Raw genomic sequence first — 18,144 nt, forward strand, 5'->3', positions numbered from 1 at the left:
TATGAGTAGCTTCTGCGGTGTAAAATTCTCAAAATCAATAGTTGCATGGCAATAGTTTTTACATAGTTGTTACTTTTAATAAACCTTTTAAGCATCGGATTGTTTCTGTATTTGCTATAGTGACTAGGCAAATACTCATTTAACAATTACCAGCACTATTCGAGAGCGTTCGTACATGCAACAAAATCCCAGCATAGACTATGCCGCCATCACCGATGTTGGGTTAAAACGCGCGCATAACGAAGATGCTATTTCGGTCGTACCAGAACTGGGATTGACCATTTTGGCCGATGGCATGGGCGGCTACAACGCTGGTGAGATTGCCAGCATGATGTGTATCAACGTCATTAGTAATTTCATTCACGACAAACTGCATCGCTTACGCGCCTATTTGTTACCGTATCAAGTGGATGATCTAAAAAATATGATGGTCGATGCGGTGGAATTAGCCAATATTGCGATCTTGCAAGCTGCAGCGGATGACCCGCAGTATTTCGGCATGGGCACAACTTTAGTCAGTACCTTAAGTGCCAAAGATAATTTAATCGTTGCACATGTAGGCGACTCGCGCGCGTACCGCTTGCGCAACGGTGAATTAACCCAAATAACGCACGATCATTCCGTCGTGCAAGAGCAAATCGACGCCGGATTAATTACCGAAGAATCCGCCCATACCTCTGACATTAAGAACTTGGTGACGCGCGCCGTCGGTGTCATGGATTTGATGGAAGTGGAAGTGCACGCCCACAAGACAGAACCTCAAGATTTGTATTTGCTCTGTTCGGACGGTCTGTCCGACATGTTATTGCCGCATGAAATTGCCGAAATATTAGTTAAGCCCGAACTTTCATTAACCGATATGTCGCGTGAATTAGTTGATTTAGCCAACCTCCATGGCGGTCGCGACAATATTTCGGTCATTCTATTTAAGACCTAATTGCGTTAGGTGCGACTGTTCGCGGCGCGATGTTGACATCAACGATGCGCATCAACATCGAGGAGATTGAGCGGTGCAGTCAGCCGCCTTCTGACTGCGATGTTGAATTCGCCAATGTCGGCAAAGTCGAGCCAGAATTCTTGTCATGAGATAAATATTAATCTGTAGTTGAAGTACATGTGTCGAACTGCAAAGTAGCTGGCACTAAAAATGCTACAAAAGTAGTAGGTTGTTAATTTAAACAACAAAAAATACTATTTTATTAATTATTTAGAAGTCGGATTGCGCGCAGCGCGATTCAAACCTCATCAGGAGTTGATTAATGGCAAAACTGAGCGTGACCTTAGAAGGCGCAATCCTGCAAGAAATACCCATCAATAAGCCTCGAATCACCATCGGTCGGCGTCCAACTAACGACGTCGTACTCAATCACCTCGCCATCAGTGGAGAACATGCGGTCATTTCAACCGGCACGGGCAACAGCAATGATTCTTTCCTAGAAGACCGCAACAGCACAAACGGCACGCAGGTCAATGGGCAACCGATTAAACGTCATTTTTTACAGAATGGCGACATCATTACTTTGGCAAAATACCAATTAAAATTCGAAACCGATACCTTAAATCAAACGGCCGGACAGGGCGGAAAAGTAAAATCTAATGAGCCCCAAGCACCTGCAGAAGTGAAGCATGCCTTGATAAAAGTACTCAACGGCAGCAATGCTGGTAAACAATTGGTATTAAGTAAAGAGCTGACAACTTTGGGCACCCCCGGTGTACAAGTCGCAACGATTTCACGAATACAAAACCAATATTTAATCCGTCACGTGGAAGGCGAAAAATCAGCGTTGGTCAACGAACGGGCGATTGGTAAAAATGCGCTGGAACTCAAACAGGGCGATGTGATTGATTTGTCCGGTACTCGGTTGATGTTTAGTTATTCTTGATTTAACCGGCGAATTTTAAAGGCCAAATTAAATGCTGTTTTCTCTTGCCTCTCTTGAATTACTTCGCTCGTTTATAGTGAGCGAAGTACTTTATTAGCTACCTTCCCCCACAACCATTTTTAATTCCTCTACTGCTCGTTAATTCTTGATGGCATATTTATTGCTGTGAACTTGTAACTCCACGTAATACCTGAAGGAAAGTGCTATGAATAAAGTACAAAAAGGTTTTACCTTGATTGAATTAATGATTGTTATTGCGATTATCGGGATATTGGCGGCAATTGCGATTCCGCAGTACACGAGCTATACGAAGAAATCGAGGTTCGCTGAGGTGATAACTGCTACAACGCCCTATAAAAATGGCGTTGAAGTGTGCGCGACGCAACAAGGTTTGACTATGGGTGGTGCTATTACTGGATGTGGGTCGGGTAATAATGGCGTGCCAACAAATGCGACATCATCAGGGCAAGTTTCATCCGTTACCGTAACAGATGCTGGATTAATCACTGCAACGAGTAATGCAGCGTCAGCAATTGGAATTTCTGCTACCTATATTTTGTCACCAGCATTGAATGCTGCTGGAAGTCCTACCTTGATTACTTGGACGAAATTAAGTAGCAGTACATGTGTTAGTAATAATTTGTGTTGATTTTTGTCAGTTTTAGCAACAGGTAACAAATAGTCGTATGTGGTATTGGGGTTAGTGACACGAAATGTCAGTTACTAACAAAATTTAAACGTAACATTTGCTGGCACTAAAGATTGATCTAATTTTATTGTCGTAGATCAGTAAATTAGGCTGGCACACGAATTGCTTCTATCAATTCATGTAGAAATCGTTCTACTTCACTGGAGATATTAAATGAAATTGCAAACTACTCAAAAAGGTTTTACTTTAATCGAATTGATGATCGTTATCGCGATTATCGGTATTTTGGCAGCGATCGCTGTTCCTCAATATCAAACATACACAACTAAAGCAAAATTTTCTGAAATCACTGGTGCAACTGCTCCTTGGAAATTAGCTGTTGAATTGTGCGTGCAAAATAACATCACATTGACTGCAGCTGCTGGCGCTCCAATCACCAAGTGCGGCAATAGTAATGCAACAGGCGAAGTTCCTGCTCCACCTGGTGCATCTGGTAACTTGGCATCTTTGCTTACTTCTGACGCAGGTGTTATCACTGCTACAGCAATCGTCGGTAGCGGCTTAAATGGTCAAACTTTAATTTTGACTCCAACAACCAATGCGTTAGGTGCATCGACTTTGGTCACTTGGGCAAAGACTTCTTCAGCAACCTGCGTAACACAAAATATCTGCTAATTTAATTTAGCCGATAGCCAAAAAGCACGGTTTTTACCGTGCTTTTTTTTTGATAAAATTTATTTTCCTTAATTATTGTTTGTAAGCAAATGAACCGATTCAAAGCCTCTGCCATTCATCTTTTTGGAAGTGCATGTGTTATTGGAGTTTTTTTCTTATTGGTGCGCCAAGTTTGGTACCCGGGCCAACTGTTTTCAGCTGCGGCAGGTGCGGAGCTATTGCGTTTGCTGATTTGTGTTGATGTTATTTTGGGGCCGTTAATTACCTTAATCATTTTTGACACAAAGAAGAAAAAACTTCGCCAAGACATGTTTATCGTTTTATTTTGTCAACTGTGTTTTTTAGTCTATGGTTTTTGGTCGATCTTTAGTGTACGTCCGGTGTACTTCGCTTTGGTTGGAGATCAGTTCTACATGGTTCGAGCGAATGAAATTGATTCAGTCGACCAAAACAGGGCAAAAAATGCCTTATTTAGACAGTTGCCCATTACGGGGCCTGAGTTTGTTGGCACGATAGAACCCGACGATCAGAAAATTAAAAATGATTTGGTCTTCAGCAGCTTAGCCGGTATGGGATTGCAAAATCTGCCGCAATATTTTGTTCCTTTCGCGCAAGTTCAACCTCAAGTTCGGGCTGTGGCCAAGACTAGTCAGCAATTTAAAACAATTACTTCAGAAACCCGATTGCGTCTGAAGAATTATGAACTCGCGCATCCAACGAGCGCCGTTGCTTTTGTGCCTTTAGTTTTTAAAGCAGGGCAGTTATTTGTTGTGGTCAAGGCTGGCAACGGTGAGGTAATTGAAATAATCAAATAAGATTTATCTGCCGGTATTTTCAAGCTAATTTACCATTAACCATTTTCAATTCCTTAGTTACCACTAATGCTTAATAATAAACAACTCAATATCGTGGTGGGACTGTTTGCATTCATCTTGTTCTGCTCGTTTATTCATCCATTCCATATCCATCCTTATCGCAATTTTTATCATGATGTAGGAGCAGGGTTGGCGCTATTTGTTGGAATAGGTGCTTTCTGTAACGTCAGCCGTATTGAATTGTCCGTTCCCTCGTCTGTGTTGCTGCCGATTGGGCTGGCAGTAATTGTCGGGCTGCAAGTAATAAATGGTTTTTTGATTTTACCGATGGATGGTTTTTTCCCGATTGTCGAATTTCTATGTTTCGGCATGGCGATGATATTTGGTGCGACCATAGCGGCTAATTCGGATGGATTAAGAAAGTTGTGCCTCGGCTTTTCTTGGTTGTTTGTGCTAACCGGACTTGTTTCTCTGGTATTTCAACACCTTCAGTTATCTACGGCCGATTTAATGCCGTTTGTGATGCCGATTAAACGCGTAATTTCTATTCGACCTTACGGAAATTTCGGCCAGCCGAATATATTGGCGCTAATCGATTGTTTTGCGTTGGCGTCAGTTTGGTGGTTGTACACAAATGGGGAATTAAGGAAATGGCCCGCAATCGGAATTACTGTCGGTATTTTATGGGGGATCGCTCTCACTCAATCCCGAGTGGCTTGGGTTATTTTGCCATTATTTGTTCTGATCTCGTGTTTTCAGCCACAAGTAGGTAACGTTAGCGTTCACCGCAAAGTGCTTTTGGGACTGCTGTTGCTGTTTGCACTGATGGTGCTGGCGACCCCAAGTTTTTTCAGTCTCTGTGGCTCTGTTGTTGAGTCGGTTAATGAGCGGGCGGCGCATACTTCTGTGCGTTTGACTCTATGGCAGCAAGCTTGGAAGATGAGCCAAATGCATCCTTGGTTTGGGATCGGGTGGTTACAATTTAGTGCAAATCAAGTGATGTTGGCGTCTTTGTTTCCTCCGACTGAGGTAGCGGACTATGCGCACAATATTGTGCTCAATTTCGTCGCTGAATTGGGTTGGCCTGCTACGATAATTATCTTAGTTAGTAGCGCGTATTGGTTCTATGTTAGCTGTATTAAACATTGGAATGACATTCAGATTTGTTATATCGGTTTGATCTTAATTGCCATTGTTGTGCATAGCATGGTTGAGTTCCCATTGTGGAATGCTTTTATTTTGATTCCCTTTGGCGTTATGGTCGGTGCTGTGCACGGTAAGCAATTAGGGATAGCGACCTTAAGTTTGGCTCGTGCTTGGATGGGTATCGTCGCCTTCGGTGCGGTCGTTGCCATTGTTGTAGCTTGTTGGGATTATCAACGGGTCACGGATGGCTTTCAGTCGGCTTATCGCCAGCAAGTTCTGCATCAAGCTGATGACGGCGGCACCAACAAACCGGAATGGACTTTATTTCCGCAGTTCTTTGATTATTTTCGAATAAATAAAATAGCGATTTATTCGGGCATGCCCGCCAGTGATATTGAGTTTTTAGAGAAGATGTCATTGAATTTTGGATTTCCCCCTGTTTTGGAGCGGCTTGCTTTGGCATATGCGCTAAACCAACGTCCGGCAGAGGCGGTTCAGGTACTCATTTCCTCGCAGCGTTTGAATATTAATTATTACCCAAATACGTATGCGTTATGGGGCAGTTATGCTAAACAAAACCCGGCGTTGTTTGGCCAAATTTTCGTCAGTTTGCCATTGCCTGAAAAGAGCAAGCAGCCTTAATTGGTAGTTAAAATTTGTCTGACTTGGCTGCGCCAGAGTGCTATGCTTTTTTGCTCGAAATATGCCGAGTTGTTTGGGTATCGCTTCCTTTTTATGACAATTCATGAGAAAACGCCGTCTCGGCGTTTTTTTATTATTGGATTTATTTTTTATGTTGACTAAGCATCAAACCAACATCGCCTTGGCTATTTTTGCGATTTTTTTATTTCTCAGTTTTACCATTCCCATCCATATTCACCCATATCGTACTTATTACCATGAAGTATTAGGCGTCTTGGCAGTGTTGATGAGCATGAGCTACTGGGCCGCGGCTCCTAGATTAGTCGTCAGAATTCCGCATGCCGTGTTACTTCCGCTGGGTTTGATTATCGTTATTGTTGTGCAATTGTTAGCTGGACTGATTCTTTATCCAATCGATATGTTTTTCCCCATCGTCATCTTGGCGTGTTTTGCTATAGCGATGATTTATGGCGCGACCTTGGCGATGCAGGAAAATGGATTAAGAAAGCTAATGCTCACTTGTGCCAATACGTTTTTAGTGATTGGTTTGGTATCCGTTTTTATTCAATTTGTTCAAATATTGAAGCTCAATTGGATGCCATTTGTGGTCCCATTATCGTGGTCAGATAGCCCACGTCCCTACGGAAATCTTGCACAGCCTAATATGCTGGCTCTGCTGTTTTGTTTTTCTGTTGCGTCAGTTTGGTATCTTTATGCTGAACGACAAATTCGCACTTGGATTGGCTTTTTTTCGATCGTCTTTTTGTTGTTAGGGTTAGCGCTAACCCAATCGAGAATTGCCTGGATAATTTTGCCTTGTTATGTTTTGATTAGCTGCAAGCCAGCGATTAATGCGCCAAGAATTTCTAAATGGCTGCTTGCGTCCTTGTTGGCCGTATTCATCCTGTTTGTATTTGTTGTACCGCATGTGCTGAATTGGTTCGGTATTGCGGCTAACTCAGTGCAAGAGCGCGCCGGGCAAACTGCAGCTCGATTGGTAATGTGGGATCAAGCGTGGTCGATGAGTTTGGCTCATCCTTGGTTCGGCGTCGGTTGGTATCAATTTGGGACCACACAAGCCTTGATTTCGTCGCTGTTTAAGCCAACCGAATACAGCAATTATGCACACAATATTGTGCTCAACTTCGGCGCTGAAATTGGTTGGCCCGCAACTATCGTCGTGTTCGGCTCTGCAAGCTATTGGTTTTATCGATGCTGTTTGCGGCGCTGGAATAATCCCTCGATTCGTCTTATTAGTTTAATGATCCTTGCGATCACGGTGCACAGCATGGTCGAATTCCCACTTTGGTACGGATTTGTCTTAATGCCTTTTGGCGTAATCATCGGAGCTGCTCATGTCGATAAATTAAAGTGGGAACACATCACCGTTGCACGCGGCTGCTTCATCGCGTTTATGGTGACTTGCATGGTGTCTACCGGCGCAATGACGTGGGATTACGATCGCGTAGCAAAAGGGTTTGTCGCCTTGGCGTGGCAGCAAGAAGGTAAAAAAAATGGAGTGGGAAGCACTGAAAAGCCAGAATTCACGTTCTATTCGCAGTTTTATGATTATTTTCACATCATCAAGATTGATCTTGGCCCAAACATGGCCCAATCGGATTTAGATTTTTTAGAGCGCGTAACATTACGTTTTACTTTTCAACCTTTGTTGAGTCGTTTGGCGATAGCGTATGCAAATAACGATAGACCTGATAACGCTTTGAAAACCATATTAATTATCAATCGGTTGCATAACGAGCTATACCCGCAAACCTATAGTGAGTGGGCAAATTTAGCACAGACCAATCCTCATACCTGTGGGGCAATTTTTACGCGTATGCCTCAGCCAAGAGCGCTAGACTCGATCAGTCCTATTACTCTAAAGTCGATGACAAAATCAGAGCCTACCAGCCCTTAAAGAATTATTTTTTTAAAAATTCGTCGGATCTTCGGTTCGATCTCTACATACAGGCAACAATGACTATGTTGGCGATAAAGGTAAAACGATGATTAGCTACGTGACTTATGAAGTTGCAACTGGATTGATTATTCAATCTGGAACATGCTTAGACGAAAACTTAACCCGATACGAGCGAGATGGGATTTCAGTCCTGATTGGAAATGGACACCCCGATTTACATTACGTACTAGATGGGAAAATTCAACCCTATTCAGAAGCTGAAATTGAGCTTAAGAGTAACGAGTCAGAAAACTTCAAATGGCAGATGCCAGAGCGAACGCTACTAGACATGCGCGACTTGCAAACGGCAAAACAGCAAGTCTGGGATCGCATAAAGGCCGATCGCCAACAAGCTGAATGCGCGAATTTTTTATGCAATGGCCAAATATTCCAAGCTGATTTGGAGCGAATACCGCTGGCAATGCAATCAGCGATCGAGTCCATTCTATCCAGCACACCGTTTTCGATCGACTGGATATTGGCCAATAATTGCACTGTCACGTTGGATGCGCCGGGTATGATCGAGGTTGGAAAAGCACTTAATCAGCAAGTGACAGAATCAAATCGAAAAAGCCAATTGCTGCGACAAAAAATAAATCAGGCAAGCACGATTGCGGAAGTTGAAGCAATACATTGGGACTGAGATTTGCCCAATATCCACCAAACGCCTTCGGGCGTTTTTTTTCGTCCATCATTTTTATAAAGGAACTCACCATGACAATCAAAGGCATTAATAAAGCAATAGAAGAACCCAACACAGGCTCTATCGCCAACTTCCACAGGATCGAATATTTCTCGATTGATCTGCGCTCCAAATACGTTTCGATGATCGTGCGTGGCTACGTTTCTGAGGATACGTGCGATAGCGGAAGGCTACACATTATGGAGACTAACGTCAGTATTTCGGACGCGCCAACTTTGGCCGACAACATCCCTCAATTTTTATATAACGCCATAACCGCTGTCGCCCCCGAGCCGGAGGTGGATCCAACTCAGCCGAACACTGCTTTGCCAGTGAATGTGTTTGCAGGTGGAGTACTGGTTGGTGAAGTCACCACAAAACCAAAAAAATAGCAGGTCCAGCTATGCGAGAAGAAACAGGTTACCTGTTCATGCTCGCCAAGCTTTTATGGACGATGTTGCCCGGTGCAATGGGTAGCATCGTCGCTCTTAAATTCTTAGGCGACGAGCTCAGCTTTGGTCAGAAGCTAACGAGCTTTTTTTCTGGATTGGCGTGCGCGGTGTATGTCGCGCCGATTTTATTAACGTGGTTTTCTATTGAGGGTGAACGGGTTATCGCGGGTGTGGAATTTCTGGCCGGTCTGTTCTCGATGGTCACCTGTCGTGAACTGTTTAAAGAGATTAATCACGCCGACATTTTAGGCGCTCTCAAACGGCGCTATTTGGGAGACAAAAATGATGAGCTTAATTAATCAAATTTCTAATGGTGTCATGCTGGTTTTATGTTTGTGGGCCGTCTTAGATCAGCGCGTTAGGACCGGTATGTTAGGCACGATTTTGTTTGGTCTAGTTGGCATAGCTGCTTTCATCAATATTTGTCGGCCGGAGCAGCTTTTAATATCCGAGCATGCGGAAGTGCTGCTCAACGCCGTGCAAGCCTTGCTATCAATTTGGTTCTGGCTACGCTGGCGGCATTCTCATTGCAAAGGGAGTGATTAGTATGAATGTATCCAAAAATTTGAGCGCATTTCTAAATATGCTGGCAGTAAGCGAAGGAACGTGCACCAGTCCTGCCACGCGCAATAATGGTTACGATGTGATCGTGACCGGCTTTGACCGCGTGCCGGAGATTTTTACCGATTACAGCACGCACCCATTTGCTAAGGGCAGACCATCTAAAGTGATCAATAGTCGCGGTCTAACCAGCAATGCAAGCGGTCGTTATCAACTCATGTTGCGCGACTACCAGCACTATAAGGCTTTGCTTAATCTGCCCGACTTTAGCCCAGCGTCACAAGATAAATGGGCAATTCAACTGATCAAAGAACGTGGCGCGCTGCCGCTCATCGATGCGGGTCAGTTTGACCAAGCAGTAGCGCGCTGTCGAAATTTGTGGGCTAGTTTGCCCGGCGCTGGCTATGGTCAACCAGAGCAGTCGCTTGCTCGATTGCGTCGAGTGTATTTGGATAATGGTGGACAACTGGAGGGCGCTCGATGATGACTGTCTTAAAAGCGATTCCAGTCTCCATTTACTTTTTCCTTGGAGTGATGGCGCTCTGTGTTTTCTTTGAGTTCCACGGGCGCAATGTTGTCCAGGAACGCTGGGATTTTGCCAAGCAACAACAAGCGTTCAATGATCAACAACAGATCGATCAGCGCTATGCCGAAATAGCCGATTTAAAGGCCGCACAAGCGATTACAAATCAAACCATACAGAAAGTTCACGATGAAGAAATTAATACAATTAGCAGCGCTCTCGCTCGTTCTGAGCGGCTGCGTATCAGCACCAAGTTCTGTCTTGATCCGGCCCGACAAGCCAACACCGAAAGCACCGTCAGCAGCGATGGAGCCGATACCGGAAGCCGGTTACTTTCAGAAGAAGTGGATAGAGCTGTTAAGCAATTGATTCTGGAGACTGAAAAAGCCACCGCAACGGGCAGGGCGGCTCAGGCCTTTATCCGCGCGAATGGGCTGGCGGAGTAAATAAAATTTATCCGGCTAGATTTAAGCCGGTTGAATTGGATTCGATGAATTACGCTGCTTCCAATATCCGCATTTCAATGTACATGCCAGCATTAGCCGCCATAGTCACCAAGGCATCAATGGCAAACAAATTAATCTTGCCGCGCATTAAATCCGAAATACGCGGCTGAGTTACGCCAAATAATTTGGCGGCGTCTGATTGGCTTAGATTAGCGTGGGTAATGTAATTTTTTAACTCACGCATTAAGGAAGAGCGCAGCTTCATGTTCTGCGCTTCTTCCGGTGTGTCTTCAATAGCGTCCCACACGCTGGTAAATTGGTTTTTGCTCATGATTTGATCTCCCTGACTAACTCCCGATAACGCGTTTCAGCAAGCTCTATATCGGCTTTGCTGGTTTTTTCGGTCTTTTTTTGAAAACAGTGCAGCACATAAATAGCATCGGCAAACTTGGCCACATAGATAACCCTAAATGCACCAGCCTCATCCCTGATCCGAATCTCGCGTACGCCTTTGCCTATTGTCGGCATCGGCTTCCAGTCGTCAGGCTCACCGCCTTGCTGTACTTGGTCAAGCTGGAATCCAGCTTCGCGTCGTGCCACAAGAGGAAAAGTACGTAAATCTTCCAGCGCGCTGCCACGGAATTCAACTGGTTTTGGTTTGCTCATGGAATCAATATACAAAATTTTGTATGTCAAGTCAAGGGTGATTGAAAAATGGAGGCGACGGTGAATAACCAAATAGCGCTGTAATCAGCAAAAAAGACAGAGCGACAGATTGATTGCAGCAACAATCAACCTGACCTCAATTCACTGCGGTAACCAGTAAACCGAGCAAAGGCTCTGCCACCTCGCGAGGCGGGCGGAGAATAGCATAAAACACAATAAAAGAGTTTACTTTATGGCATTACCTATCATCCCTTGGCTGGGCGGCAAACGTCGCTTGGCTGATCAACTTATCCCAAATTTTCCAGCACATTCTTGCTATGTAGAAGTATTCGCCGGTGGAGCTGCACTTTACTTTTTACGGCCACCGGCTGAGGTCGAAGTTATTAACGATATCAACGGCGAGCTGGTGAATCTTTATCGCGTTGTTAAAAACCACCTAGAAGAATTCGTCCGTCAATTCAAATGGGCACTGGCCAGCCGCGACCTGTTTAAGTGGCTGCAAGATACGCCACCAGAAACATTAACCGACATCCAGCGCGCCGCCCGTTTTTACTACCTGCAGCACAATGCGTTTGGTGGCAAGGTAGATGGTCAAAATTGGGGAACAGCCACGACAGCCCCGCCAGTCAATTTGCTGCGGATAGAAGAGAGCCTATCAGCCGCGCATTTGCGCTTGTCGCAGGCCTATATCGAAAATCTAGACTGGCACAAATGCATGACCAAATACGACCGCGAACACACTTTTTTTTACTTGGACCCGCCTTATTTAGAGACGGCGGGCTACGGTGTCGACTTCGGCATTGAGCAATACGAAAAGATGGCCACTTTGATGAAAGTAATCAAAGGCAAAGCAATCGTTAGCCTGAACGACCATCCAGAAATTCGGCGGATTTTTGCTGGATTTGAGATGGATGCTGTGCCAATTAAATACTGTGTTGGCGGCGGTGCAAAGTCGGTTGATCGCACGGAGGTGATTATTTACAGCTGGGATCGGTCGGTGGAGCCGGTGGGGTTGTTTTAAAAATATTCAGCCCCTATTTTCCGAGGAGTGTTTCAGGTGAGGTTGGAACTGAAATTTTCGTTGTACAGCGACTTATATCGAATGGTTAATTGGATGTTGTTGAGGATGTTTACTGCAGCATTGTGGTTTGATGGTGAATCTATCGAGTTGGAAAATATAAGTAAATCGATCTTTTGTCCAACTGGAAATGCTGTGCCCTTGTGTATAACTGTCGCACTTATTTTTGTGCCGAATATCGCTGAATCTTCGTCAATCAAATCTCTAACGGACTTGCTTGTAAAGGGGTAGCTTACTCCACTGTATTTAAATTCCATACTCTCTATAATTGCCGCGCCGTGGCCATTGTTCATGATCGATAATGCAACTGGGCTGTGTTGATCTCTGTTGCAATAATATTCAATACAAGGCCGTATCGAGTTCCGATTGTGTTCCCGAGTTATAAGCACCTGCCACAAAGTAGTTATCAAAGCTGATAATCCAATTAGTGTCGTTGCATAAGCGGTTAATTCAGAGGTCGTTGCCTTTAAATAGAGGTTGGCGAACTTAAATAGATAGACCGATAAAGTCAGTGCTAGCACTGCGACGGTAAGCCCAAATATAGCTTCAGTAACGCCCCATAGTTTTTTTAACATCGTTGCCCGCTCTGATTATTTTTATTAATGGCGTAGTGAAAGCCGTTATTCGAATGCAGCGACTATTTGAATTGTTAGTCGATATCTAGACTATCTAGGCACTAAAAAGGACTCATTTAGCGAGTCCTTTATTTTTAATTGGCTGTGCAATTCTCTATCAGTCCAATTACTTCCTTTTGATTCACATTGAGTATAAGTCGATGGGATTCGCTAAAATGAACATACGTGTATCCGTCCGAATAATCACTTATGAATTTGATTTGTTGAGCATTGATCGTAACCAAGATACCGTCGCCATTAATTGCACTGAAAAAATTTGAAGGCATTTTTTTTCCTATGATTAAATGTAAATTTGCAAATGTATATTATTCGACTTTATTGAATTCATGCAACAAATATCAATATTATTAAACCAGTGAGATTTCGACTCTTTTACCCAATGCACGGGCCGCTGACTCTACAAACTCAATTTTAGAAGAGTGGCGAACGTCAAAAAGTCGATCAATTTGCGGCATATGCACATTTAATTTTCGGGCTAGATCGGCTTTCCTTAAATGCTGAGACAGCATTTCATTCCAAAGTAAAACCTTGCTTGTCTCTAATGCTGGCAAATCAACTGAGTGCTGACCTGCTTCTACTTTTGAAGGTGTCGGCACTGGTCTACGCTCATCGAAATATATTTCTATCGCGGTTTCAAGCGCATCGAGCGCGTTTAACAGCGCTTCATCTTCATTATCCCCAACAGAATTTGCTTCGGGAATATCTGGAAAACCGACCAAAAACGTACCGTTAGAGTCGGGCGTTAATGTGACTGGATAACTTAACATGATGTATTTCTCTCTCAATTATTGAAGCTATGTAGCTTTATATTTCTATACACGTGTACAGAATTAGAACGACTTATGATTCAGCGAGTTTTTCAGAAAACCCCTTTCGGGGCTTTCCTATTTAAGTCCTAGATCCTTCTTAATTTTTGCTACCAATCCTGTTCCTATTTCTTTTGCCCCGTGGTCTGGGAAAACAGAGGTTTTGCCATTAAGAGTTATCTTTCGGTGGCTTCCTTTGCCCGGCGAAAAAATCACGCCTTGCTTTTCTAACCACCTCCGAAACTCGCTATACTTCATCAATCTCCTTGTTTGTTAATTTGAAATAATTATGCAACATATTTGTTGTGTTATGTAACAAATATGTTGTTGGTTTTGGGTAAATTAGTAGTTGAGTAATCAGTTGAAGAAAAACAAGCGGACCATATTAAAAAATTCACTTAATAAAGAAGGATTGATACATTCGATGAATCCCGTTATTGAAACCATTGATTGCCCAGATGTTCCAGAATTTTGGGAGCAAATCTCTCCATTCAACAAGAGATTCTCCGATCCTATGTTTAATTTTGTGTATAGAGGGCAGGGAAATAGTGAACATAAATTAATTCCAAAAGTTTTTAGGTCGACAGTGATCGACCAGTATAAAAGGGGTGTCTTTGATGTATTTGTTGGTCAGTCGGGGCAAAAGATTTTTGAATGGAATTTATTAGATCATTTTTTGTACTATTGCGATTCGATTGGCATGAGCTTACCTAACGATTCGGATGAGTTTCGGAGCGCCATGTCATTGGTAGCAACGCAATCCATGATCCAAGGTGGAACTTGGCCACCGCGCATAGTAATGCCGTTGATTGCGCTCGCTCAGCATCACGGCCTACCGACTAGACTTCTTGATTGGACGGGTAGTTCATACGTGGCTGCATACTTTGCGGCCGCTTCTGTTTTGAATGAGGACGTAGTTACCGACAATGAAAAATTATGTGTTTTTGCGCTTAATTTAAATTTGATAGAAAAAATGGACGGGATTAGGCACGTGCGGGTTCCCGGTAGTGTCTCGCAATATCTGGCCGCGCAACGAGGGTCATTTATTCTGGTTGATGATATAGGAACTCCGATGAACAAATTCGCACCGGATAAATGTTTGGAGAGCAATTTGACCGGCAAATCTATTGCGTTGACTAAGGTTACTCTGCCTGCAAAACATGCAGCCGAGCTTTTGGAAAGGTGTAATAAACTAGGCTTCTCGGCAGCTAACATTTTCCCGAGCTACGATGGCGCAGCATCAGCGGCATTGGAAAAATTCAACTCCTATAATTTCAACGATAAATTAAAATAAAAGTCCAGCTCGGTGCAAGATTTTCTGCGCAGTTTTCTGGGTTGTGTCGCAATCAGGTAGAACAAGCGCGGAAATTGACAGTGCCACAAACTGTGTAAAGCTAGTTCTTGGGTATCCATTGCTAATTGCTGCTCAAAGCTACAGAAAATCTGGCCGACTTATTCAGAGCGGCCAGATCACAGTGATCAGAATTTGGCGGTCAATCTACTATAAAAGCTGCGTCCCATCCCCGGTACAGCACTGACAGTATTATTACCATTGATGAACATGGTTACTCCTTGTCCCATGTAGGCACCACCAAGCGGTTGGTAGTAGAACTTGTTGAGGGCATTATCGATGCCAAAGCTGATACTGTATTTCTCGTCGGACCATGTGCTTTTCAGATTGAGCAATGAATACCCCGGTGTAGCGACTTCATTTTGGACCGAACTGATATCTGTTTTGGCATCAACAAACTGTATCTCTACAGTATTTGACCATAACGCAATTTTTTCATTGAGTGACACCTTTACATTTAGCGGCATCATGTTGTACAAATGGTCCCCAGTTGTTTCGTTTTTTCCGCGAACATAGGAAAGGACGTTACTTACACTGAATGTGCCGAATGTTGGACTAACGCCGAGGCGGACCTTGCTTGATAGATCAGCTCCATAAATTCGTGCGTTCTGATTGACATATTCAAGGATATTGTATTCACCTGTTTTGCAATCGCTGGTGTTTCCAAGGATCGACGGAGGCGCGCACTGTCCTGCGATGTAGTTTTGTACATAGGTAAAGTATGGACTGAATCTGACGCCCCAAACGGCCTCATCGGCATCGTGCCAGTTGGCATCGAGACTGACTTTATTGGCCACTTCAGATTTGAGGTTGGGATTACCCACGTAGCCATTACCATCGCCAATAAAGTTATTCATCGGCGCTGTCATCATATTCAATCCAGTACCTTCGTTAGATGTCCAAGCGTAGAGCTGATAGAGATTAGGTGCTTTCGCATTTCTGGATACACCAAACTGGTACGATGATTGGGCACTAGGTAAATAATTAAACAGAGCGCTGGCATTCCAGTTGTTGTCTTGTCGACTTTGATTAGTGGTGTACGGATAGGGAACCGAATACATCACCATACAGTTCGACGACTGGCTGGTACAGTACGCGCTGGTAATGGCATCAGTGCGCGCTCTAACCGTTTCAGCACGGATCCCGATAATAGAACTCAATTTCTCTGAGTAACGGTTTTCGATTTCAGCAAAAGCGCTGTAAACGTCGCGCTCGCCATTATGAATATTTTGGTACTGATTGGGTCCCATCATGCCACTAGGATCAACCCCACCCGGTGCTGAACTATCTGGCGCAGGTGGCCACCAATCATTTAGGTGATATTGCAGCACATCGATGCCGGACACCAACAATGCGTTGTCCGATAGTGGCTTGCTGATCTTGGCTTTGACTCCTGTAGTATTAGACACCGTGTTCATCGGCATACCCGCCACGGTGTATTTGCCTGATACCATGCTTTGGTATAAGAATTGTCTATCTTCACCGAAGTTCATATAGTGATCAACATTCTGGTGATAAACTTGCGCGTCGAAATTTCCCCAATCGAACTTGCCCTCATAGCGCAAACTAGTTTGGGTAGACTTGTTGCTGAGCATATCCATGTATTGATTCACAAATCCCTCATAAGGAATGTGTTGCACACCGACTTTCAATTCCAGCAGATTAGTACCGCTCATTAAAGCCATGGCCAATTCGTGGTTAAACGCTTTATAGAAAGTTGACCCAACCACATCTAGTGGTAATGTGGGTACATTAGGTTGTCCGCCAGCATACTGGACAGCTGATTTAAAATTTGCTGCGGCAGAATAGTCGCCTGACTTTGCTCCAGATCCGGTATAGCTCAAACTAAATTGGTCGGTAGCCAAAGTGACTTTGGCATCTGCACCAGAAGCATCGCCATTGCTACGATAAAATGCGCCAATCTCACCATTTGTCAGCAGTGCCCCAGCAGTGGCAAACTGTGGTTTGAGTGGCGTAACTATCACTGCTCCTCCCAGACTGTCGCTGCTGACACTGACTGGAGAAACTCCGGTGTACACCGTTACGCTATCCACCTTAGTTGGATCAATATAAGATAGGGGCGAGTTCATGTGATTGGGGCAGGCCGGAAATAGATCCATGCCATCGATGGTCACCTTCATGCGATCATCACCCAAACCATGCGCCATCGGAAGACCCGAGACCCCTCCGGTGTTGTAGATGTACATACCTGGAATAGACTGCAACAGATCTCCGGTACTGCTGGAAGTGGCTTTCTTACTTAGCAAATCATTGTCAGTAATGGTTTGAGAACCGGTTTTATTGATTACACCGGTAACCACAACGGTACTAATTTCTCCAGAGGTTTGGGCCAATGCGCCCGACACCGTTAGCATTGCACAAGCCGCAATAGGGCTTAGTTTTAACAAGTTCATTATTAACTCTTATTTAAAATTCAAATGTGGCGGCACCAACACTGCCGTGGCAGCGTTAGCGATCTAGTTACTGCTTATTTACTCACTGGCAGTAGCTTGATTTGCACTGCGTCGTAACCCGTGTGGGCGTGCGCAGTAAAGCGAATGTAAGTTATCGCTGAGCAAAGCAAACAAAAGGAGATGCTGACGATGGTCGCCAGCTTGCGAGGAGATTTCATGAAAGGCCCCTGAGTGTTAACGAAACTAACCCTGTCGATTAAGACAGATTAGCGCGGCATCATTCAGGTGTGACTGGGGGGAGCCCGAGGTTGGGCAAATGTCCGTGGCTCGGACAGAAAGTAAGGAAGTCCAGTAGATACAAAAGTGACTAAACGTGTGTCAAGGAATGGGATCAGTGGGCTTGGCAATCCTAGAATCGCTGGGGAGGTCGTTTGCAGCGAACAGTACGGACAATGATCTAAGCACGACTGAACTGAGCCAGAACTGCCGGATTTGTCGGATTCGGTAGCTTTAATCAGTTTCGAACCACTAGCGCTACATATCTCATTCCAGATGGATTGCGTATACAGCCCAGTTTCCAGTGCGCTGGAAATTCCCGGAGCCAAAACGGTCAGCAGGATGGCAAAAATCGCCATCCAAGCGGTGATTCTGTTGAGGTGTTTACGGGATGTCATGGCCCGATTATAGCAAAGAGATGTTAGCGGTCAAGAAATTCCCCCCTCCGCCGTTCGATTGTTCCCTTTTTTAATCAATGCGCGTG

The 18,144-nt window shown here is 44.3% G+C and carries 23 protein-coding genes; 15 read left to right on the top strand and 8 right to left on the bottom strand.

The window, feature by feature from the left end:
- The first annotated feature begins 175 nt into the window (after positions 1 to 175).
- The 13 genes from E2I14_RS00320 to E2I14_RS00380 all read left to right on the top strand — a co-directional run bounded on the left by E2I14_RS00320 (position 176) and on the right by E2I14_RS00380 (position 10,434).
- Positions 176 to 937, top strand: a complete 762-nt coding sequence (locus E2I14_RS00320) for a Stp1/IreP family PP2C-type Ser/Thr phosphatase (protein WP_133324311.1) — start codon at positions 176 to 178, stop codon at positions 935 to 937.
- A gap of 322 nt (positions 938 to 1,259) precedes the next feature.
- Positions 1,260 to 1,883, top strand: coding sequence for an FHA domain-containing protein (locus tag E2I14_RS00325; RefSeq protein WP_133324313.1), 624 nt, complete (start codon positions 1,260 to 1,262; stop codon positions 1,881 to 1,883).
- 205 nt (positions 1,884 to 2,088) lie between these two features.
- Positions 2,089 to 2,532 (top strand): pilin, encoded by a 444-nt coding sequence (locus tag E2I14_RS00330; RefSeq protein ID WP_133324315.1) that lies wholly within the window; start codon positions 2,089 to 2,091, stop codon positions 2,530 to 2,532.
- A 213-nt stretch (positions 2,533 to 2,745) separates the two neighbouring features.
- On the top strand, positions 2,746 to 3,207 hold the full coding sequence (locus E2I14_RS00335; RefSeq protein WP_133324317.1) for a pilin: 462 nt from the start codon (positions 2,746 to 2,748) through the stop codon (positions 3,205 to 3,207).
- Between the two features lie 89 nt (positions 3,208 to 3,296).
- Positions 3,297 to 4,022: a TfpX/TfpZ family type IV pilin accessory protein gene (gene tfpZ / locus E2I14_RS00340; protein WP_133324319.1), complete on the top strand. Its 726-nt coding sequence runs from the start codon at positions 3,297 to 3,299 to the stop codon at positions 4,020 to 4,022.
- 66 nt (positions 4,023 to 4,088) lie between these two features.
- Positions 4,089 to 5,810 (top strand): PglL family O-oligosaccharyltransferase, encoded by a 1,722-nt coding sequence (locus tag E2I14_RS00345; protein WP_133324321.1) that lies wholly within the window; start codon positions 4,089 to 4,091, stop codon positions 5,808 to 5,810.
- A gap of 103 nt (positions 5,811 to 5,913) precedes the next feature.
- Positions 5,914 to 7,728, top strand: a complete 1,815-nt coding sequence (locus E2I14_RS00350; protein ID WP_133324323.1) for a PglL family O-oligosaccharyltransferase — start codon at positions 5,914 to 5,916, stop codon at positions 7,726 to 7,728.
- Positions 7,729 to 7,816: 88 nt separating this feature from the next.
- Entirely contained in the window at positions 7,817 to 8,413 is a 597-nt protein-coding gene (locus E2I14_RS00355; protein WP_133324325.1) for a DUF4376 domain-containing protein, read from the top strand.
- 71 nt (positions 8,414 to 8,484) lie between these two features.
- Positions 8,485 to 8,844, top strand: a complete 360-nt coding sequence (locus E2I14_RS00360) for a hypothetical protein (protein ID WP_133324327.1) — start codon at positions 8,485 to 8,487, stop codon at positions 8,842 to 8,844.
- Between the two features lie 11 nt (positions 8,845 to 8,855).
- Positions 8,856 to 9,203: a holin gene (locus E2I14_RS00365; protein ID WP_165967706.1), complete on the top strand. Its 348-nt coding sequence runs from the start codon at positions 8,856 to 8,858 to the stop codon at positions 9,201 to 9,203.
- Entirely contained in the window at positions 9,187 to 9,450 is a 264-nt protein-coding gene (locus E2I14_RS00370; protein ID WP_133324329.1) for a hypothetical protein, read from the top strand. Before E2I14_RS00365 ends, E2I14_RS00370 begins: the two co-directional genes overlap by 17 nt.
- A 1-nt stretch (position 9,451) precedes the next feature.
- Complete coding sequence (locus E2I14_RS00375) at positions 9,452 to 9,949, top strand: glycoside hydrolase family 24 protein (protein ID WP_133324331.1); 498 nt, start codon at positions 9,452 to 9,454, stop codon at positions 9,947 to 9,949.
- Entirely contained in the window at positions 9,946 to 10,434 is a 489-nt protein-coding gene (locus tag E2I14_RS00380) for a hypothetical protein (RefSeq protein WP_133324333.1), read from the top strand. The genes E2I14_RS00375 and E2I14_RS00380 overlap by 4 nt, the downstream gene beginning before the upstream one ends.
- A gap of 49 nt (positions 10,435 to 10,483) precedes the next feature.
- Here E2I14_RS00380 and E2I14_RS00385 read toward each other — a convergent pair whose 3' ends face one another.
- Together E2I14_RS00385 and E2I14_RS00390 are read right to left on the bottom strand one after the other, a co-directional pair.
- A complete protein-coding gene (locus E2I14_RS00385; protein ID WP_133324335.1) occupies positions 10,484 to 10,765 on the bottom strand; it encodes a helix-turn-helix domain-containing protein in 282 nt (93 codons plus the stop codon).
- A complete protein-coding gene (locus E2I14_RS00390) occupies positions 10,762 to 11,100 on the bottom strand; it encodes a type II toxin-antitoxin system RelE/ParE family toxin (RefSeq protein WP_133324337.1) in 339 nt (112 codons plus the stop codon). Before E2I14_RS00390 ends, E2I14_RS00385 begins: the two co-directional genes overlap by 4 nt.
- Before the next feature lie 232 nt (positions 11,101 to 11,332).
- On the opposite strand from E2I14_RS00390, the gene E2I14_RS00395 reads away from it, so the two are divergent.
- A complete protein-coding gene (locus E2I14_RS00395) occupies positions 11,333 to 12,121 on the top strand; it encodes a DNA adenine methylase (protein WP_133324339.1) in 789 nt (262 codons plus the stop codon).
- A gap of 32 nt (positions 12,122 to 12,153) precedes the next feature.
- Here E2I14_RS00395 and E2I14_RS00400 read toward each other — a convergent pair whose 3' ends face one another.
- From E2I14_RS00400 to E2I14_RS00410, 3 genes are all read right to left on the bottom strand, one after another.
- Positions 12,154 to 12,753, bottom strand: coding sequence for a hypothetical protein (locus E2I14_RS00400; RefSeq protein WP_133324341.1), 600 nt, complete (start codon positions 12,751 to 12,753; stop codon positions 12,154 to 12,156).
- A gap of 407 nt (positions 12,754 to 13,160) precedes the next feature.
- On the bottom strand, positions 13,161 to 13,580 hold the full coding sequence (locus E2I14_RS00405; protein ID WP_133324343.1) for a type II toxin-antitoxin system HicB family antitoxin: 420 nt from the start codon (positions 13,578 to 13,580) through the stop codon (positions 13,161 to 13,163).
- A 117-nt stretch (positions 13,581 to 13,697) separates the two neighbouring features.
- Positions 13,698 to 13,877: a type II toxin-antitoxin system HicA family toxin gene (locus E2I14_RS00410; protein WP_133324345.1), complete on the bottom strand. Its 180-nt coding sequence runs from the start codon at positions 13,875 to 13,877 to the stop codon at positions 13,698 to 13,700.
- A gap of 166 nt (positions 13,878 to 14,043) precedes the next feature.
- On the opposite strand from E2I14_RS00410, the gene E2I14_RS00415 reads away from it, so the two are divergent.
- Positions 14,044 to 14,913 (top strand): FRG domain-containing protein, encoded by an 870-nt coding sequence (locus E2I14_RS00415; RefSeq protein WP_133324347.1) that lies wholly within the window; start codon positions 14,044 to 14,046, stop codon positions 14,911 to 14,913.
- A gap of 185 nt (positions 14,914 to 15,098) precedes the next feature.
- Here the strand turns inward: E2I14_RS00415 and E2I14_RS00420 are convergent, their stop codons facing one another.
- The 3 genes from E2I14_RS00420 to E2I14_RS19940 form a co-directional block, all read right to left on the bottom strand.
- Positions 15,099 to 17,384, bottom strand: coding sequence for a TonB-dependent receptor (locus tag E2I14_RS00420; RefSeq protein ID WP_133324349.1), 2,286 nt, complete (start codon positions 17,382 to 17,384; stop codon positions 15,099 to 15,101).
- Positions 17,385 to 17,458: 74 nt separating this feature from the next.
- Positions 17,459 to 17,602 (bottom strand): hypothetical protein, encoded by a 144-nt coding sequence (locus E2I14_RS19225; RefSeq protein ID WP_165967707.1) that lies wholly within the window; start codon positions 17,600 to 17,602, stop codon positions 17,459 to 17,461.
- A gap of 63 nt (positions 17,603 to 17,665) precedes the next feature.
- Positions 17,666 to 18,058 (bottom strand): DUF2946 domain-containing protein, encoded by a 393-nt coding sequence (locus tag E2I14_RS19940; RefSeq protein WP_133324351.1) that lies wholly within the window; start codon positions 18,056 to 18,058, stop codon positions 17,666 to 17,668.
- Between the last annotated feature and the right edge of the window lie 86 nt (positions 18,059 to 18,144).

It is taken from the genome of Sapientia aquatica, from assembly GCF_004358105.1.
Classification (GTDB): Bacteria; Pseudomonadota; Gammaproteobacteria; order Burkholderiales; family Burkholderiaceae_D; genus Solimicrobium; species Solimicrobium aquaticum.

Excerpts from the sequence above, each read along its gene's own strand:
- E2I14_RS00320 (WP_133324311.1), top strand. The coding sequence starts at position 176 with ATGCAACAAAATCCCAGCATAGACTATGCCGCCATCACCGATGTTGGG.
- E2I14_RS00325 (WP_133324313.1), top strand. The coding sequence starts at position 1,260 with ATGGCAAAACTGAGCGTGACCTTAGAAGGCGCAATCCTGCAAGAAATA.
- E2I14_RS00330 (WP_133324315.1), top strand. The coding sequence starts at position 2,089 with ATGAATAAAGTACAAAAAGGTTTTACCTTGATTGAATTAATGATTGTT.
- E2I14_RS00335 (WP_133324317.1), top strand. The coding sequence starts at position 2,746 with ATGAAATTGCAAACTACTCAAAAAGGTTTTACTTTAATCGAATTGATG.
- tfpZ (WP_133324319.1), top strand. The coding sequence starts at position 3,297 with ATGAACCGATTCAAAGCCTCTGCCATTCATCTTTTTGGAAGTGCATGT.
- E2I14_RS00345 (WP_133324321.1), top strand. The coding sequence starts at position 4,089 with ATGCTTAATAATAAACAACTCAATATCGTGGTGGGACTGTTTGCATTC.
- E2I14_RS00350 (WP_133324323.1), top strand. The coding sequence starts at position 5,914 with ATGAGAAAACGCCGTCTCGGCGTTTTTTTATTATTGGATTTATTTTTT.
- E2I14_RS00355 (WP_133324325.1), top strand. The coding sequence starts at position 7,817 with ATGATTAGCTACGTGACTTATGAAGTTGCAACTGGATTGATTATTCAA.
- E2I14_RS00360 (WP_133324327.1), top strand. The coding sequence starts at position 8,485 with ATGACAATCAAAGGCATTAATAAAGCAATAGAAGAACCCAACACAGGC.
- E2I14_RS00365 (WP_165967706.1), top strand. The coding sequence starts at position 8,856 with ATGCGAGAAGAAACAGGTTACCTGTTCATGCTCGCCAAGCTTTTATGG.
- E2I14_RS00370 (WP_133324329.1), top strand. The coding sequence starts at position 9,187 with ATGATGAGCTTAATTAATCAAATTTCTAATGGTGTCATGCTGGTTTTA.
- E2I14_RS00375 (WP_133324331.1), top strand. The coding sequence starts at position 9,452 with ATGAATGTATCCAAAAATTTGAGCGCATTTCTAAATATGCTGGCAGTA.
- E2I14_RS00380 (WP_133324333.1), top strand. The coding sequence starts at position 9,946 with ATGATGACTGTCTTAAAAGCGATTCCAGTCTCCATTTACTTTTTCCTT.
- E2I14_RS00385 (WP_133324335.1), bottom strand. The coding sequence starts at position 10,765 with ATGAGCAAAAACCAATTTACCAGCGTGTGGGACGCTATTGAAGACACA.
- E2I14_RS00390 (WP_133324337.1), bottom strand. The coding sequence starts at position 11,100 with ATGAGCAAACCAAAACCAGTTGAATTCCGTGGCAGCGCGCTGGAAGAT.
- E2I14_RS00395 (WP_133324339.1), top strand. The coding sequence starts at position 11,333 with ATGGCATTACCTATCATCCCTTGGCTGGGCGGCAAACGTCGCTTGGCT.
- E2I14_RS00400 (WP_133324341.1), bottom strand. The coding sequence starts at position 12,753 with ATGTTAAAAAAACTATGGGGCGTTACTGAAGCTATATTTGGGCTTACC.
- E2I14_RS00405 (WP_133324343.1), bottom strand. The coding sequence starts at position 13,580 with ATGTTAAGTTATCCAGTCACATTAACGCCCGACTCTAACGGTACGTTT.
- E2I14_RS00410 (WP_133324345.1), bottom strand. The coding sequence starts at position 13,877 with ATGAAGTATAGCGAGTTTCGGAGGTGGTTAGAAAAGCAAGGCGTGATT.
- E2I14_RS00415 (WP_133324347.1), top strand. The coding sequence starts at position 14,044 with ATGAATCCCGTTATTGAAACCATTGATTGCCCAGATGTTCCAGAATTT.
- E2I14_RS00420 (WP_133324349.1), bottom strand. The coding sequence starts at position 17,384 with ATGAACTTGTTAAAACTAAGCCCTATTGCGGCTTGTGCAATGCTAACG.
- E2I14_RS19225 (WP_165967707.1), bottom strand. The coding sequence starts at position 17,602 with ATGAAATCTCCTCGCAAGCTGGCGACCATCGTCAGCATCTCCTTTTGT.
- E2I14_RS19940 (WP_133324351.1), bottom strand. The coding sequence starts at position 18,058 with ATGACATCCCGTAAACACCTCAACAGAATCACCGCTTGGATGGCGATT.